The following is a 15702-nucleotide window of genomic DNA, read 5'->3' on the forward strand; positions in this document are numbered from 1 at the left end:
CCAAAAGCTAAAAGCAAATCGCCAAAAGCTTAAAACAATGGCAAAAGAAATAAAATTCGATATCGAATCAAGAGACGCTTTAAAAAGAGGTGTTGATGCATTGGCTAATGCAGTAAAAGTAACTTTAGGACCAAAAGGTAGAAACGTGGTAATCGAAAAATCTTTCGGTGCACCTCACGTTACCAAAGACGGGGTTTCAGTTGCAAAAGAAATCGAACTTGAAGACAGAGTAGAAAACATGGGAGCGCAAATGGTAAAAGAAGTGGCTTCCAAAACCAATGATATCGCAGGAGACGGTACTACTACCGCTACTGTTTTGGCACAGGCTATCGTAAGAGAAGGTCTTAAAAACGTAGCTGCAGGTGCAAACCCAATGGATTTGAAAAGAGGGATCGACAAAGCGGTTGCAACAGTTGTTGAAAACTTAAAAGCTCAGTCTCAGGAAGTGGGCGATTCTACAGATAAAGTAAAGCAGGTAGCTTCTGTTTCTGCTAACAACGACGAAACTATCGGTGCTTTAATCGCTGAAGCGTTCGGAAAAGTAGGTAAAGAAGGAGTTATTACTGTAGAAGAAGCTAAAGGAATCGATACAACGGTAGACGTTGTAGAAGGAATGCAATTCGACAGAGGGTATCAGTCGCCGTATTTCGTGACGAATCCTGAAAAAATGTTGGCTGAACTTGAAAATCCATACATCCTTTTGGTTGAGAAAAAAATCTCTTCCATGAAAGAATTGCTTCCTGTTCTTGAACCAATTGCTCAGGGAGGAAAATCTTTATTAATTATCTCTGAAGAAGTTGAAGGAGAAGCTTTGGCAACTTTAGTGGTAAACAAATTAAGAGGTTCTCTTAAAATTGCTGCGGTAAAAGCGCCTGGATTCGGAGACAGAAGAAAAGCGATGTTGGAAGATATCGCGATCTTAACCGGAGGACAGGTAATTTCTGAAGAGCAAGGTTTCACAATGGAAAACATCTCTTTAGATATGTTGGGAACTGCTGAAAAAGTTTCTATCGACAAAGACAACACTACGATCGTAAACGGTGGTGGTGACGACAGCAAAATCAAAGGAAGAGTTGCACAGATCAAAGCTCAGATGGAAACGACTACTTCTGACTACGACAGAGAGAAACTTCAGGAAAGACTGGCTAAACTAGCCGGAGGTGTTGCTGTACTTTACGTAGGTGCTGCTTCTGAAGTGGAAATGAAGGAGAAAAAAGACAGAGTGGACGATGCGCTTCACGCTACAAGAGCTGCTGTAGAAGAAGGTATTGTTGCAGGTGGTGGTGTTGCTTTGGTAAGAGCAATCGCTTCTCTTGAAAGCCTTTCCGGTGCAAATGCAGACGAAAATACAGGTATTAAGATCGTGAAAAGAGCGATCGAAGAGCCATTGAGACAAATCGTTGCCAACGCAGGAGGTGAAGGTTCTGTAATCGTTGCTAAAGTAGCAGAAGGAAGCGGAGATTTCGGGTACAATGCGAAAACAGACGAGTATGTAAACATGCTTGAAGCAGGGATCATCGATCCTACAAAAGTAACAAGAGTTGCCCTTGAAAACGCAGCTTCTGTTTCAGGAATGCTTTTAACAACAGAATGTGTAATCACAGAAGTTAAAAAAGACGAACCAGCAATGCCAATGGGTGGCGGAATGCCGGGAATGATGTAATGCGGTCTGCGATCGAGGCAATTTAATATACTAACCGTTCTGATTTCCAGAGCGGTTTTTTGTTTGAATTATGGTTTTCCGTAAGGAAATATTATTTCAATCTTTTAATTTTACAAAAAAAGTTTCATTAAAACCTAAAAAACAATTATTATGAGTGGAAAAATTAGGCAAGGAAGTTCTTCCATGGGAACAGTTTTATTTAACTGGGACAATAAAAATCTGAGACAAGGCAGCTCCTCAATGGGAACAGCTATTTTAAATTTTGACGGAACAAATATAAGAAATGGAAGCTCTTCTATGGGAACTGTTTTATATAATTGGGATGGGAAAAATATTCGTCAAGGAAGTTCTTCTATTGGAACAACTTTATTTAATATAGATGGGAAAAATATTCGCCAAGGAAGCTCTTCCATCGGAACAGTTCTTTTTAACTTTGATGGAAAGAATATAAGACAAGGCAGTTCTTCAATGGGCAAAGTTATCTATAATATTGAAGGTAGCGTCCCTCTCCCATTGTGTGCATTAATTGCAACAAGAAGTATTTAAAAGTTATAATTAAAAAATTCTTTATTATAATTTGCAATCACCGAATTTAAGACCATCGACCTATGACAATAGGTAGTGGAATTCTAAAATGAAATAGTGTAACAGTAAGCGAACGAGTAAATTAATATATAAACCATTCTGATTTTCAGAGCGGTTTTTGTTTGTATTATTCTTTTTAAGTATATTTGAATAAACTAATTAAACCGTGAAAGAACTGAAATTAACTTCTCATTTTACATTCCAAAAGATTTTAAATTAATAACAATCTTAAAATCTCCTATTTTAAGAAATTTAAAATCATTTAATATCAAGCTTTAATTACTCTGCTTCGGCATTATATTTTAGCAAATTCCTTAATTAAATGACACATGTTATGAATTTGATTCAATGTATAAATTGAAATGGATTTGGCAACAAAAACAGAATGATTATTGATAGCACATTTGTACTTCCAAGCCCTACCTTCGCCAAGCCTCAAAGTCACCTACAATCGAATCACCAAATCAGAAATATGATGCAACAGATGTTAAAAATTTTGACAAATTTTAGACAATTTTTTTAAAAAAACTGTAATTAAATTATAAACAAGATATAACTATTTTAAACAAAAATTTTATAAAAATGAAAAGAATCACTATCTATTTATTTGCTGCAATTTTCACTTTATCAAGCTGTAATAACGTCATTGATAAAAAAGTCTCTCTTGAAACTGCTAAAGATGACATCAAAGAAATTAAAGAAAAGTACAAAGATGAATACACTGAAGCAGATTTTGAAGCTCTGTCCAACAAATTAGCAGGGAATGTTTTTGGTACATTTTTATCAAAAGGAGAAGATGCTGCGAAAGGAATTAAGTTTGAAAAAACTTACAAAGAATATTTGGAAGAAGCAAAAAAAGAAAGATTAGAAAAAGAAAAACTAGCAGCCGAGGCTAAAAAAAAGGAAGCAGAAAAAAAAGCGAAAATGAATGCTGCCGCAGTTGTTACCATTTACGGATATAATTTTCATGAAGCGGATTCTAATAATTATGAGTTTCAAGATTATCATATTTTTAAATATGCAGTAAAAAACAAATCCTCAAAGGAAATTAAAGCTATAAAATTTCATTTTAATATTTATAATTCTTTAGGTGACGAGTTGGGAAAAGGTTTTGAAATGAGTTTGACAAATGATAGAATTCAACCTAATTCAACTTTTCAAAATAGTATGATGTTTGATGCTAATTCATATAATTCAGATGACAACAGAATAGCTTCTTCAAATTTTGAAGATTTGAAATTTGAACTTGTAGTAGATAAAATTGTCTTTTCTGATGGATCAATATTAGAATAAACAAAAACTAAACAACCGATAGCGCGGACTTGCAATCCGTCCTAGATGTCGCGGATTTAAAACCAGATATCGCGGATTTACAATCCGTGACATTTCCCTACCAAAGAACTTCGTTCGTGAAAATTTTCAATCTATGCTTTTACAATATGAAAATTAAAGTCACGGATTGCAAATCCGCGACATCGAGTTTAATTTAAACAATTTTAGGATAATATATCGAAATTGAAGAAATTAGTAAAATCTTTAATGGATTATCAAGATGTCTTTTAAACATAAAAATAGAAAATGAAAAAAAGAATAATTATAGTTGCTGTTCTTTCTCTGATTTTAATAAGTTGTGGGAAACAGGCAAATAAAAGTAAGCCTGACCAGACAGAAAAAATTGAACAAGAAAGTCCAAAAGATGAAAAACTATCAAAATTAGAAATAGAAGCTTCAAGATTAAGAGCAGGTGGCTCCGTAAAAACAGTTGAGCTTGAAGGTAAAAGTGCAAAAATCATCTATGTAAAAAACTATGAAGAATATAAAGAACTTAATCCACAATCAGGACTGACCGAATCTGATTTGGAAGGATATTGGGAAAGTGGAGATGCTATTGAAAAAGCACTTGTTGATGGTTCTGTGAGAATTATGAAAAAACTTGAATACATTGATACCGTATCAATTATTTTACCATACAAAGGAACAACCTATACTATATCAGTAAACAAAACTGATCTTGAAAAATTTGTAGGGGCAGATTTACCAACAATTCAGAATAAATGGGACGAGACTTTTTCAAATCCATATGTGTATGATAAAAATGGTAGAAAATCCTTTTTTAACAAGTTTGGGAAGAAAGAATAAAAACGACATACAACATTGCATTGGCAAAAGTGGACTTGGATTCTAAATTTTAGTGTTAGTAATTTTGAGTGATTTGTGCTTGATAAAATTGAGCATTTTCTAAATCAGATATCGTAAACTCCCAATCCATGGCTTTAATTTCAATATCCATATTGTGAAAGCACGTTGACAACTTTAATTGAAAAAGTGTAAATAGAGCACATATACACTTATCCCGATGTCGCGGATTTACAATCAGTGACATTTCCCTAACAAAGAACTTCGTTCATGAAAATTTCCAATCAACGCTTATACAATATAAAAATTTAAATCACGGATTGCAAATCTGCGATATCGAGGTTTACTCATCAATTTTATACTTTTTTATATCAAAGTCAAAATCAAATAATTCTTTTGGATGAATTTGTAATGCTACGGCAAACTTTATCATAGTTTTTAAGGTTAGATTCCTTTTTCCTTTTTCATATTTACTAACTTCTGCCGAATCAATACCTGTTAAAAATTCCAAATCTTGTTGAGTTTGGTTATTTTTCATTCTAATTTCAGAAATGCGCTTTCCTATCAAAATTTGCAGGTCTTTGTGAAAATCCATTAATACTATGTTTTCAACTAAATTGCATTTATAAAAAATAAATATTATTGGGATATATGCCAGTATTGTGATTTTTTGTTATATTTGTCGAATAAAAGCATTTAATATAAAATCAATTGCTTATTTAGAGATTAAAAACACAATTTATCATATACCCTTGGTTTGTATAGGCAGGAAGTTCATAAATTTTTACAACTTCTTCCTGTACAGCCAGAAAAATTTAAAAACAAATAACCAAAACCAAATTTATCATTTAACAACACATCATGATGAATTCAAGAAAACTTAAAATTTATTCAAGATTTCAGAAAAGCAGCAACAAACTCATCATCGTTCCGGAAATCCGCCTCAGAGGAAAATGGCTTGATGAAATAGGCTTCGGAGAAGGAAAAATGGTGAATATTCAGCAGAAGAAAAACAAAATTATCATTACGGTGGATGAATTGTAAACAAAATTCAATTTGAAAAAATAATCTTTATGCTTCTTGGAACTAGATTTTGCTTTTTGAAAATTAAAATTCTTATATTCGGCTCCTTATATTTAAAAACTAAATACGAATGAAAATCGAATTAGAAACCCTACTTTCATTTGAACATGAAAAATTTCCCAAAATTCTTGATATAGATATTGATGAAAATTGCTATCAATTCCCAAAGACTGCTGAAAAGAATTAGGTTCTCAATTGATAATTTTTCATAAAGAAAATTTTGCCTCCACAATATTAAAAAAAACTAATAAAATTACAAAACCATGAGTTTTTATTTCAATATCCAATCAGAAAAAGAAATCACGTACAGACAATTAATCAACGAGCTGCCTCTCGAAAATATAGAATTTGGTCACTTAGAAGACATTGATGATTATATTGGGGAAAATAATTACAAAGCTTTTATTAAAAATAAATCTACACGCGGCGTAAATTTAAGCTATCGCGAACAAAACTATTCCGTAAGCCTGAATGTAATTGCCAGTGAAGCTGATTTTGAAATTGCATTACATATTGTTGAAGCCCTCTCCAAACTTACAGAGACTGAAATATTACCGGAAGACATAGAAAATCCTATTGACATAGTTACCTTTAGAAACAATTATGACAAGAACTGGATAGAAGAAGAAAAATATCTGGGAGTAAGTATTTTCTTAGACAAAATAGGTAATGAAGGAGATACTTTAGAAATAGTATGCTGTTATATGAGTTATCTGGTCGGTCCCAATATTCATAAAAAGCTGGATGCAAGTTCCGAGAAATCTTATTACGAAGGATTAGTAGGCTATATCAGCAGCACACAATTTTGGGACAGAGAAAAATACCATATTCCAAGTGTTATAAGATTTACAGATAAAGATACGGATGAAGATAAGGAGCTTGTTCTTTTATACCAAAATGGAAATCAGTTTCTAAGCAAAGCAGATGAAGTAGTTTTATCAGACGGAGAATCCAGAATTAAAATTCCGTATGATAAAATAAAATTACTGGCAACTGAAAAATTTCATTTAGTAGATGAGAAACAATATGTAGTGGATGAATTAACAGATGAAGAGTATAAAAATATTTATCTGAAGGCAGTGGAAATTTCTTCTGTAAATAAGTCTGAAAATATAACAAAGCCAAAATCTGAAATCAGAATCCAAAAGAAATGGTGGGAATTTTGGAAGTAATAACGGGTTGAAATGATACATTTGTGAAAATTGCTTTATATTTTTAGTAAAACAAAAAAAACAAGACTATGAATTTCAGACAAATTTTATCAAAACCAGAAAAGAAAATGAAAGTAATTTTAACTTATAGGATTGACGAATCTGATATAAGAAATTCTGAATTTGCTAATTTTAAAATTGTGGATTTTTCTGACGTTCTTCAAAAAAACAATTATGATCCTTCAAAAGATTCAGAGCTGAATAAACTTGAATACCTTTCTAAAGTGATCATTAGTTCGGAAGATAATATTGTAATTTACAACACAGGATCGAATCTGGAAAATTTTGATACCCTGTCTGAAATGTTAAAGCCGTACAAATTAATCATCGACAATATTTTGGTACCCAACGAATCCAAAAGAAAACAACAACTTATTGATGGACAAAAAGCGTATAGAGAGCATAATCGCTGGCTGAATTTTTACCCCGGAGAAATTGAAGAGAATCATAAGTACTTTGAACAGAGAATTAACACTTTAAAAGAAAAGTATCGAAATACTGAAACAAAAATATCAGAGATATAAAAATCTGAATCCTGATAATCTACTTTAGACATTCCTGAATGTTTAGAGAAAAGAAAATCCGATAGCCAATTTGCAATCTATGCTTATACAATATAAAAATTAAAATCACGGATTGCAAATCCGCTATATCGAGGAATGAAAAGTTACAATCTCTACTATATCATTATAAATCCACCAGTTCTGAAAGAGAAATTTCCAAAGCAATAGCCAATTCCAGTAAAGTATAAAGAGTAGGATTTACTTTTCCGTTTTCCAATTTTTCAATTGCCTGTCGGTCTTTATTACAGGCACGGGCAAAATCCGACTGTCTCCACCCTTTCTGTTTGCGAAGCCTAATAATTCTTTTACCCAATTCTGTCTTTAGCTGTTCTCTGGTCATAATCCGCGACATCATGTTTTATAGTAAAGAACCTTACATTTAGTTATTTATCCAATTCAGAATAATACTCTTCAAAATCAAAAATAATATCAAATAATTCTTTTGGATGTATTCTTAATCCGGTAGCAATTTCAATGAAAGTACTGAGTTGACAATCGATTTTGTTATTGGCAACATCACTAATTCTTGCCGCTGTAACATTGCACTTTTCAGAAATCTTAGAATAAGGAACCTCCCCTTTTATTTCTTTTATTTTTTCTGAAACCAGTTTTTTGATTTCATCGGTCTTAAATTCATTCATAACTGCACTCTTTTGTGCAAATTGAAATTATTAGTATAAATTATCATTACCGAATTCGGTAATATAAAAATATTTTTACTACATTTGTCGAGCAATTAATTAGAATAAGTTTATTACGTTTGATGAAATATAAAATCATTAAATGCCGTAATAAATTGCTTATTTAGAGATAAAACACAATTTATCATATACCCTTGGTTTGTATAGGCGGGAAGTTCAGGTATTTTTATAACTTCCTCCTGTACAGCCAGAAAATGTAAAACAAATAACCAAAAACAAATTTATCAGATAACAAAACACCATGATGAATTCAAGAAAACTTAAAATTTATTCAAGATTTCAGAAAAGCAGCAATCAACTCATCATCGTTCCGGAAATAAGGCTCAGAGGAAAATGGCTTGATGAACTCGGTTTCGGAAAAGGAAAAACCGTACACATCCAGCAAAAGAAAAAGAAGCTTACCATTACTGTTGCGAAATAGTACAATCCAAAAATGCATTTCGTTTCCGGCAGGTTGCGCGAAACTTTCGGCGTTTGCAGGAAGCGTAAAACAACTTTGTTTGTAATCTCCTGCAACTGCATTTGCTTTCCCGCAGATTGCGCAAAACCTCCGTAGTACTCCGGAAGTATAAAACAACCTTGTTTGTAATCTCCTGCAACTGCATTTGCTTTCCCGCAGATTGCGCAAAACTTCCGTAGTACTCCGGAAGTGTAAAACAACCTTGTTTGGAACTAACGGAGAATACGATAGCGCAGATTTGCAAGCAAATTAAAGTCACGGATTGCAAATCCGCGACATCGGTATTTGACGCAATACGTAAATTTAGACGTTGGTTGTAATTTTACCGAAACACTGTTCCAAACCTCACAGAAAAACAATTTGAACTTTACAGAAAAACAATATCATTGAAGCTGTTTTAATTTTGTTAAATAATTTTAAAATAGAATAAAATGGCAAAGACAGTAATTATCACAGGTGGAACAACAGGTATTGGCAAAGCAACAGCTTTACATTTTGCAAAAAATGGATACAATGTTGTTATTACAAGTAGAAATGCGAACAAAGAAACGGAAGTTTTGGAAGAATTTAAAAAAGAAGGTACAGAGGTAACTTTCTTTCCTTTAGACGTAACGCAGGAAGAACAAGTTAAAAACGTAATCGATAAAACGGTAGAAAAATTTGGAAAATTAGATTCTATCGTGAATAATTCAGGAGTTTCTTTAGGAAATGCTTTATTGGCTGATACAGAATCGGACGAACTGAAACAAATGCTGGAAACTAATGTAATGGGTGTTTATTACGGAATGAAACACGCCATTAATGCAATGTTGAAAACAGGTGGCGGAACTATTGTAAACCTTGCTTCCATAGCAGGTTTGAACGGATTAGTAAGCACGGCTCAATACAACGCTTCTAAACACGCCGTTGTGGGTTTAACCAAAGGCGGTGCATTGGATTACGCTACCAAAAATATTCGTATAAATGCAGTTGCACCGGGAGCAATTAAAACCGATATTTTGAAAAATGCAATTGCTTCGGGAACTTATGATGTTTCGGGAATTGAAGCATTGCACCCGATGAAACGTTTAGGGGAACCGGAAGATATTGCAAAAGGTATTTTCTTTTTGGCTTCAGACGAAAATCCTTTTATGACAGGAACTGTATTGAGTATTGACGGTGGTTATAATGCAAAATAATCAAAATAAATAAAGTCCTAAATTGGCTGTCTGAAAAGAGACAGCCGTTTCTATTTAAAAAATAATAAAAATGGATATAATGCAAAACACGATAAATTGGTATAACGGAGAAATATTTGAGGGAAAATTTATCCTCGCATTTGGATTATTCTTAATCTTAACGGCTTCACTATTTTACTTTTTAGGGAATACTCCAGCCGCAAAAGCATTGCTGATTCCAATGTTGATTATAGGTATATTTTTTTCTATAACAGGTGCAAATATGATTCGTTCCAACGGAAAACAAAAGCAAGAAGCTGCGAAAAAATATAAGCAAAACCCAAAAGAATTTATAAATGCCGAAATTAAACGGGTAGATGATTTTCAATATTTATACCCAATGTCTATCGCTATTAGTTTGGCTTGTTTTCTCATAGCCATTGTCTTGCTTTACTTTACACAAAATGTAAATTTAAAAGCAATCGCTATTTCGTTAATCTTATTTGGGATGGCTTTTGCCGTAATCGATTATTTTTCAAAAGAAAGAGCGACAATTTATTATGAACAATTAAAATCATAATTCTGAAATAATGATTGAAGATAGAACCAGAATTAATATTTTATTTTCTTGCACATCGCAAGAGAAAAAAAATTTTGAACCTTTTGTTCAAGACCACGCTTTGGTCTGTATTTTAAATGGAAAAATGATAATTAACGACGGAATAGAAATCTTTCAGTATAACAAAGGTGATATTGGTTTTGTATCAAAAAATCAATTAGTGAAAACCCAAAAAATCCCTCAAGACAATAAGCCCTTTATGAGTATCAGCATTTTTTTACCCAAAGAAACGTTGTATAATTATTCAAAAGAGCACCATATTTTACCAAAAGGAAATTATTTAGGAAAACCTAATTTTATATTTCAACCCGACCCATTTTTAAAAGGGTTTTTCGATTCTATGCTTCCTTATTTTGAAAATCAAGAGGCACTCACCAATAATTTAGCGACTATTAAAACCTTTGAGATTATTGAACTTTTGCTTCGGTATACCACAATTCAAAATTTACTTTTCAATTTTGAAGACGATTTTAAAATTGAGTTGGAAGCGTATATGAACAAAAATTATATGCACAATATTCCGTTGGCGCAATTTGCAAAACTCACTGGCAGGAGTATTTCAACATTTAAAAGAGATTTCCAGGAAATTTTCAACCAGACCCCTAACAAATGGCTTATCAAAAAACGATTAGATTTAGCCCATTTTTTAATATCAAAACAAGGCAAAAAGCCCAACGAAATTTATGACGATGTTGGCTTCGTAAATTTTTCACATTTTTCAAGAAGTTTCAAAGCAGAATTTGGAATAAATCCTTCAGAAATAGAAAAAGACCACAGCTAAAAAGAGCCCCAATAGCGCGGATTTGCAATCCGTGACATCGGTAAAGGAAAAAAAGTCAATATTCAGCAGAAGAAAAAGAAACTGATTATTACCGTTCATGAATTGTGAATAATCGCGAAACACAGAACTCAGCTATTGTTTTAATCAGTGAGAATTATACTGCTTTTGTGAACCGTTTTTACAAATAATCTAAAGGACTTTTGACTTTACTTTTGGAAATATCTGTAATATGGTTGTAAATTTCTGTGGTTTTAATATCATTATGCCCTAAAAGTTCTTTAATTATTCTGATATCTGTACCGTTTTCTAAAAGATGTGTTGCGTAAGAGTGGCGCAATGTATGAACGGTTGCGGGAGAACTAATGTTTGCCTTTTTTAAAGAGTTTTTAAATACCTGCTGCACACTTCTTTTTGAGTATTGTTCTGTATTTTGACCTTCAAACAAATACGTTTTCGGCTGATACATTTTAAAATACACTCTCAATAATTCCAGCAATTTGGGAGAGAGGTTTACAAATCTGTCCTTCTTCCCTTTTCCCTGTCTGATTAAAAGAACAGATTCCTGAGATTTTATATCCGATATTTTCAGTTCCAGAACTTCACTTAATCTTAGACCACATGAATAAATTGTAGTAAGGAGAGCTTTATGCTTTATATTTTCGGTACATTCAAGAATCTTTTTTACTTCTTTGCGGGTAAGAAACTTAGGCAGCTTTGTTTCTCTTCTTTTAGGATACAGATGTTTAAGATTGATATCCTTACCAAATAATAATTTGTAAAATTTAGCAATACTCGAAAGAATAATACTTTGATGCGATGCAGAAATATGATGTTTATTAATTTTCCAAAAGATAAATTTTTCAACATCTTCTAAAGAAATATCAAGCGGATCTGTATACTTTTGAGAAGCCATACTCAAAAAATTCTGAAGAGCACTTGAATAGTTTTTTACAGATGATGAACTGTATCTTTGAATAATTAATTTCTCTTTGTAAGAATCTACAAGCGAAATAATTTCCATGGTTAAGTTTTCATCAAATATATAAAACTTCACCCATACAAAAAAAAAAAACCTCAAAAAACAAACTTTAAAAGCTTTAAATCAGCGATTTAATCAATATTATTGAGTTCATTATAAAATGAATGGACGCATGTTATAAATCTTGTATTTGCGCAATGTGTAAATTAGAGATTTTGGGCAAATTATATAAACAGACATGAACCAAGAATATCAACTTTACAGAATTTCACAATTACTTTCTCGATTTAGAGAACAAGTAAAAATATTGAATTCAAATGGGGAGTTTAGCATCAATATCCACGCTGAAAACATTTTAATAAATGTATTAAATGAAATTTATGACTGTAATCTGGAAAACGTCAATTATGTTGAAGGTAAAATCTATCCAAGTATAGACCTAAGAGATAAAGCTAATAGAATTTCATTTCAAGTTACATCTTCTGCTAACTTAGAAAAAGTTAAACATACATTAAGTAAATTTATTGAAAACGACCTTTACAAGGAATTTGATAACGTTTATGTTTTTATAATAACTGAGAAGCAAAAAAAATATGACCAAATAAAAATTGATAAAATATTAGATGGTAAAATCACATTTAATGTGAAAAACATAATAGATAGAACTGATTTATATACAGAATTAAATAAACAAAACGACCTTGATAAAATCAATTCTGTTTGCGAATTATTGGAAAAACAATTTTCCGACAATAGACCGGAACTAGATAAATGGAATTTATATTGTAAAGGATTAAACGAATATGATTCATTCATTCATAATTATTACAAATTTTTAGATATCAAAGGATTTTCACCTAAAATCAACAACACTCTCGTAAAAATTAATCTAGAAAATATTTATGTCCCTTTAGAGTTAAAAATCGAAAGTGAAATCGGAAAGACAAATGATGAACTACAAAATGAAAAAAAGGAAATAATATTTACCTTAGAAAATGCACTTAGTGATTTTAATAAATTAGTTGTCTTAGGAGATCCTGGTTCTGGAAAATCAACAATATTAAAACATTTAGCCTATAATATTTGTACCAATAGACCTTCTGAAAGTCAATTTAGCGACCTAGTTCCTGTTTTAATTAAAGGAAGTGAATTTGCAAAATACGTTTCAACTACAGCAAAAAACCTCTCGGAATACATCATTGATCACATTGATAAAAAGTATGAGTTTTTGTTTACTCAAAAACTTGAATGCAATCAACTGCTTGTCTTAGTTGATGGAATAGATGAGATAAACATAACAAACCTTCGCCATACAGTAGTAAATCGAATAAATGCTTTTATTGCTCAATACCCAGAAACAAAAATTATTGTATCCTCAAGAATTGTAGGATATAAAGAAACTAGATTAAACGGTTACTTCAATCATCTTGAAGTAATGAAATTTGGAGAAAAACAAATTAAACAATTTATCACTAATTGGTATTTATCGGTAGTATCAAATTCTGATAATGATTTAGAAAAAGCAAAAATAAACGCAAAAGAACTTTTTGATTCAATAAGACAAAATAAATCAGTCTTGAATATGGCAAGTAACCCGTTACTTGTTACAATTATTACACTTATACATTACCAAGGTGGAACATTACCTGAAAGGAGAGCCTCTCTTTACGATATAGCTACATCAACTTTTTTAGAAAATTGGGTTCGTCAAAGGGAGTCACAAAGAAACTCAAATTTTGACAAAGAAACACTTATTGCCATACTTGCTCCGATTTCATATTATATACACCAGAATTTTACTACAGGTCTAATTACGGAAAGTAAGTTAAAAGCACTTTTCCAAAAAGAGTATAGAAACATATATCCTTACCAAAAACCAAGGGAAGAAGCTCAAGATTTAAAGGACATTATTGACTTTCTGAGGGAAGATGCTGGTTTTCTATTTGAAAAGGGTTTAAACGAAAATGGAGAATCCATGTTTGGATTTGTTCATCAAACATTCCAAGAATACTTTACAGCACTTGAATTTAAAACACGATGGAAAGAAGAATGTTATAAGTCCAATTTTGAAGAGTATGTTTTTAATTCGGCTTGGAGCGAAGTTATTAAATTAACCGCTTCATTATTTAAGTATAGTGAACAAAGTCGTTTGGGAAGGCAGTACGCAACTAATTTTGTAAAGGATATTATAGCAGTTAATGATATAATTCCTGAAATGTATCGACCTCTCAAAATAGTTCTTCAAATACTTAAAGATGATACAGAAATTGAGTTTCCATTTTTCATAGAAATAATTGATAAAATATTCAATGAAATATTGACTCATAAGGAACAAAGTCATTCCGAAAAAAATGATCATAATAGAGAAGTATTTATATTCAAGCACTTTATTGAGACCCTAATTGAAACTAAAACTTATCAGAATTATATTATTGAACGGATAATTAAAGAAATTAATAACGAAACCGTATCAACTACTTTGAGAATCAACTTAATGCAAATATTAATGCATAAAGCAGAAGCCGCTATTGTGTATGAGGAATTGATTAAGATACTTAAATCTGATAATACTAAGTTAAAAGAACTACTATTCAATTACAACGTAGTAATGCCAGTTTCGGAAATTGTATTTTCTTCTGAGTTTCGAGATGAGATTGTAAAATATATAAACTCAGTTCAGTATTTAAAGGAGTATAATGGACATCTTCCAACTCAATACCATTGTGCTTTTGAATCAATAAAAAGAGGTGATTTTGAGTCTTACATCAAGAACAGAACCGCAGCTGATTACTTTAAAAAAATAAAAGAGGAAAAACTTCTTTCAATTAGACAAATTCAAAATGAAAAAATGCGAATAGATTTTATAAACTTTAACGTTTTTTCAATTGGCATGAGTGATATTGATGACTTGAAAGAATTTGTCAAAGTTTTAAAGCAAGAATATAAAGGCTTAGAATTACCTAAAATAGAAAATCGAATAAAAGAACTTGAGGAATTTAAATCTTATGATTTAAGTGAATATGAAATATGCAACTTTAAAGGAACAAAAATATATTTAAAGAAAAATGACACCTCAAAAATCGCACTAATCAAAGATAATAAAGTTAATTTCATCACTTTTCCATTGAATAAAAAGGAATTAAGTACATATTTTTTGGACGAAACTGAATCTTATCTTAAGTTTCTTGATTTACTGATGTCTATAATATTGAAATCAAAAACTGAATTTGTGATTGATAATTATGAGACACTATTAAATATTATTAAGTATCAAAATACTTTACACTGGTCTACAAATATAGACTTAGGTAATGTGTTAAACTTTGCATTGAAAATTCTATTTAATACTCCAACTGTAGATTCTAAAAAACTCCTTCAATGGATAAAAAATCAAAGAGAAGTACGTCATAAAAAATTTGAATTAGAAGAGGATTTTGATAAACAAAAATTCATTTCAGAAGTTACAGCCTCAAAATTAGACTTATTCGAAAAGCTATACTTAATATACCTTGTTGGAGAAAAATCAGATTATGATAATCTAATAATACCGACAATTGAAAGTATAAAAAAGGAAAAATCTGAAAATAAAAAAAATAAAATTAGAGAGATTTTGTATGAAGTTTTATAAAATAACTTCCGCGGTTTAATAGTCAAAAATAGTTGGTAAAATTCTTTGCATTGTCGATTGTTACTGATGATACATAAAGTTTATTGAACTTTGTTTCAATAAACTTTTTTTATGGCTGGAAATTCAAAAAAAATCG

16 protein-coding genes are annotated in these 15702 nt (G+C 31.3%); 12 read left to right on the forward strand and 4 right to left on the reverse strand.

Translation table 11 applies throughout. The features are described 5' to 3' along the window. The first annotated feature begins 37 nt into the window (after positions 1–37). The 4 genes from groL to PFY09_RS09475 all read left to right on the forward strand — a co-directional run bounded on the left by groL (position 38) and on the right by PFY09_RS09475 (position 4387). Positions 38–1663, forward strand: a complete 1626-nt coding sequence (gene groL / locus PFY09_RS09460; protein WP_076390782.1) for a chaperonin GroEL — start codon at positions 38–40, stop codon at positions 1661–1663. Between the two features lie 150 nt (positions 1664–1813). After that, entirely contained in the window at positions 1814–2209 is a 396-nt protein-coding gene (locus PFY09_RS09465) for a hypothetical protein (protein WP_271162241.1), read from the forward strand. A gap of 621 nt (positions 2210–2830) precedes the next feature. Then, entirely contained in the window at positions 2831–3541 is a 711-nt protein-coding gene (locus PFY09_RS09470; protein ID WP_256040105.1) for a hypothetical protein, read from the forward strand. A 285-nt stretch (positions 3542–3826) separates the two neighbouring features. Beyond that, entirely contained in the window at positions 3827–4387 is a 561-nt protein-coding gene (locus PFY09_RS09475) for a hypothetical protein (protein WP_256040104.1), read from the forward strand. Positions 4388–4727: 340 nt separating this feature from the next. On the opposite strand, the gene PFY09_RS09480 is transcribed toward PFY09_RS09475, so the two are convergent. Further along, on the reverse strand, positions 4728–4979 hold the full coding sequence (locus tag PFY09_RS09480) for a helix-turn-helix domain-containing protein (RefSeq protein WP_256040103.1): 252 nt from the start codon (positions 4977–4979) through the stop codon (positions 4728–4730). A 269-nt stretch (positions 4980–5248) separates the two neighbouring features. Here PFY09_RS09480 and PFY09_RS09485 point away from each other — a divergent pair, with 269 nt between their 5' ends. The 3 genes from PFY09_RS09485 (at position 5249) to PFY09_RS09495 (ending at position 7202) form a co-directional block, all read left to right on the forward strand. After that, positions 5249–5428 carry a SymE family type I addiction module toxin gene (locus PFY09_RS09485; protein WP_268055146.1) on the forward strand — a complete coding sequence of 60 codons (180 nt, stop codon included), beginning with the start codon at positions 5249–5251 and terminating at the stop codon, positions 5426–5428. Between the two features lie 302 nt (positions 5429–5730). Further along, positions 5731–6639, forward strand: coding sequence for a hypothetical protein (locus PFY09_RS09490; RefSeq protein WP_271162242.1), 909 nt, complete (start codon positions 5731–5733; stop codon positions 6637–6639). A 68-nt stretch (positions 6640–6707) separates the two neighbouring features. Then, complete coding sequence (locus tag PFY09_RS09495) at positions 6708–7202, forward strand: hypothetical protein (RefSeq protein ID WP_271162243.1); 495 nt, start codon at positions 6708–6710, stop codon at positions 7200–7202. Between the two features lie 163 nt (positions 7203–7365). Here the strand turns inward: PFY09_RS09495 and PFY09_RS09500 are convergent, their stop codons facing one another. Beyond that, on the reverse strand, positions 7366–7581 hold the full coding sequence (locus tag PFY09_RS09500) for a helix-turn-helix domain-containing protein (protein WP_271162244.1): 216 nt from the start codon (positions 7579–7581) through the stop codon (positions 7366–7368). A 43-nt stretch (positions 7582–7624) separates the two neighbouring features. Beyond that, positions 7625–7882 (reverse strand): hypothetical protein, encoded by a 258-nt coding sequence (locus PFY09_RS09505; protein ID WP_116097037.1) that lies wholly within the window; start codon positions 7880–7882, stop codon positions 7625–7627. Positions 7883–8186: 304 nt separating this feature from the next. Between PFY09_RS09505 and PFY09_RS09510 the strand changes: the two genes are divergently transcribed. The 4 genes from PFY09_RS09510 to PFY09_RS09525 all read left to right on the forward strand — a co-directional run bounded on the left by PFY09_RS09510 (position 8187) and on the right by PFY09_RS09525 (position 10959). Further along, on the forward strand, positions 8187–8363 hold the full coding sequence (locus PFY09_RS09510) for a SymE family type I addiction module toxin (RefSeq protein ID WP_271162245.1): 177 nt from the start codon (positions 8187–8189) through the stop codon (positions 8361–8363). 470 nt (positions 8364–8833) lie between these two features. Beyond that, positions 8834–9580, forward strand: a complete 747-nt coding sequence (locus tag PFY09_RS09515; RefSeq protein WP_271162246.1) for an SDR family NAD(P)-dependent oxidoreductase — start codon at positions 8834–8836, stop codon at positions 9578–9580. Between the two features lie 79 nt (positions 9581–9659). After that, entirely contained in the window at positions 9660–10139 is a 480-nt protein-coding gene (locus tag PFY09_RS09520; protein ID WP_271162247.1) for a manganese efflux pump, read from the forward strand. A gap of 10 nt (positions 10140–10149) precedes the next feature. After that, positions 10150–10959, forward strand: a complete 810-nt coding sequence (locus tag PFY09_RS09525) for a helix-turn-helix domain-containing protein (RefSeq protein ID WP_271162248.1) — start codon at positions 10150–10152, stop codon at positions 10957–10959. Positions 10960–11137: 178 nt separating this feature from the next. Here the strand turns inward: PFY09_RS09525 and PFY09_RS09530 are convergent, their stop codons facing one another. Then, positions 11138–11980 (reverse strand): tyrosine-type recombinase/integrase, encoded by an 843-nt coding sequence (locus PFY09_RS09530; protein ID WP_271162249.1) that lies wholly within the window; start codon positions 11978–11980, stop codon positions 11138–11140. A gap of 196 nt (positions 11981–12176) precedes the next feature. Here PFY09_RS09530 and PFY09_RS09535 point away from each other — a divergent pair, with 196 nt between their 5' ends. After that, entirely contained in the window at positions 12177–15566 is a 3390-nt protein-coding gene (locus tag PFY09_RS09535; protein WP_271162250.1) for an SMEK domain-containing protein, read from the forward strand. The last annotated feature ends 136 nt before the right edge of the window (positions 15567–15702 follow it).

It is taken from the genome of Chryseobacterium gambrini, from assembly GCF_027920505.1.
Classification (GTDB): Bacteria; Bacteroidota; Bacteroidia; order Flavobacteriales; family Weeksellaceae; genus Chryseobacterium; species Chryseobacterium gambrini.

Bases quoted from the DNA above. Each gene is read 5' to 3' on its own strand.
- PFY09_RS09535 (WP_271162250.1), top strand. From the start codon at position 12,177: ATGAACCAAGAATATCAACTTTACAGAATTTCACAATTACTTTCTCGA.
- PFY09_RS09480 (WP_256040103.1), bottom strand. From the start codon at position 4,979: ATGGATTTTCACAAAGACCTGCAAATTTTGATAGGAAAGCGCATTTCT.
- PFY09_RS09530 (WP_271162249.1), bottom strand. From the start codon at position 11,980: ATGGAAATTATTTCGCTTGTAGATTCTTACAAAGAGAAATTAATTATT.
- PFY09_RS09510 (WP_271162245.1), top strand. From the start codon at position 8,187: ATGAATTCAAGAAAACTTAAAATTTATTCAAGATTTCAGAAAAGCAGC.
- PFY09_RS09505 (WP_116097037.1), bottom strand. From the start codon at position 7,882: ATGAATGAATTTAAGACCGATGAAATCAAAAAACTGGTTTCAGAAAAA.
- groL (WP_076390782.1), top strand. From the start codon at position 38: ATGGCAAAAGAAATAAAATTCGATATCGAATCAAGAGACGCTTTAAAA.
- PFY09_RS09495 (WP_271162243.1), top strand. From the start codon at position 6,708: ATGAATTTCAGACAAATTTTATCAAAACCAGAAAAGAAAATGAAAGTA.
- PFY09_RS09490 (WP_271162242.1), top strand. From the start codon at position 5,731: ATGAGTTTTTATTTCAATATCCAATCAGAAAAAGAAATCACGTACAGA.
- PFY09_RS09475 (WP_256040104.1), top strand. From the start codon at position 3,827: ATGAAAAAAAGAATAATTATAGTTGCTGTTCTTTCTCTGATTTTAATA.
- PFY09_RS09520 (WP_271162247.1), top strand. From the start codon at position 9,660: ATGCAAAACACGATAAATTGGTATAACGGAGAAATATTTGAGGGAAAA.
- PFY09_RS09470 (WP_256040105.1), top strand. From the start codon at position 2,831: ATGAAAAGAATCACTATCTATTTATTTGCTGCAATTTTCACTTTATCA.
- PFY09_RS09515 (WP_271162246.1), top strand. From the start codon at position 8,834: ATGGCAAAGACAGTAATTATCACAGGTGGAACAACAGGTATTGGCAAA.
- PFY09_RS09500 (WP_271162244.1), bottom strand. From the start codon at position 7,581: ATGACCAGAGAACAGCTAAAGACAGAATTGGGTAAAAGAATTATTAGG.
- PFY09_RS09525 (WP_271162248.1), top strand. From the start codon at position 10,150: ATGATTGAAGATAGAACCAGAATTAATATTTTATTTTCTTGCACATCG.
- PFY09_RS09485 (WP_268055146.1), top strand. From the start codon at position 5,249: ATGAATTCAAGAAAACTTAAAATTTATTCAAGATTTCAGAAAAGCAGC.
- PFY09_RS09465 (WP_271162241.1), top strand. From the start codon at position 1,814: ATGAGTGGAAAAATTAGGCAAGGAAGTTCTTCCATGGGAACAGTTTTA.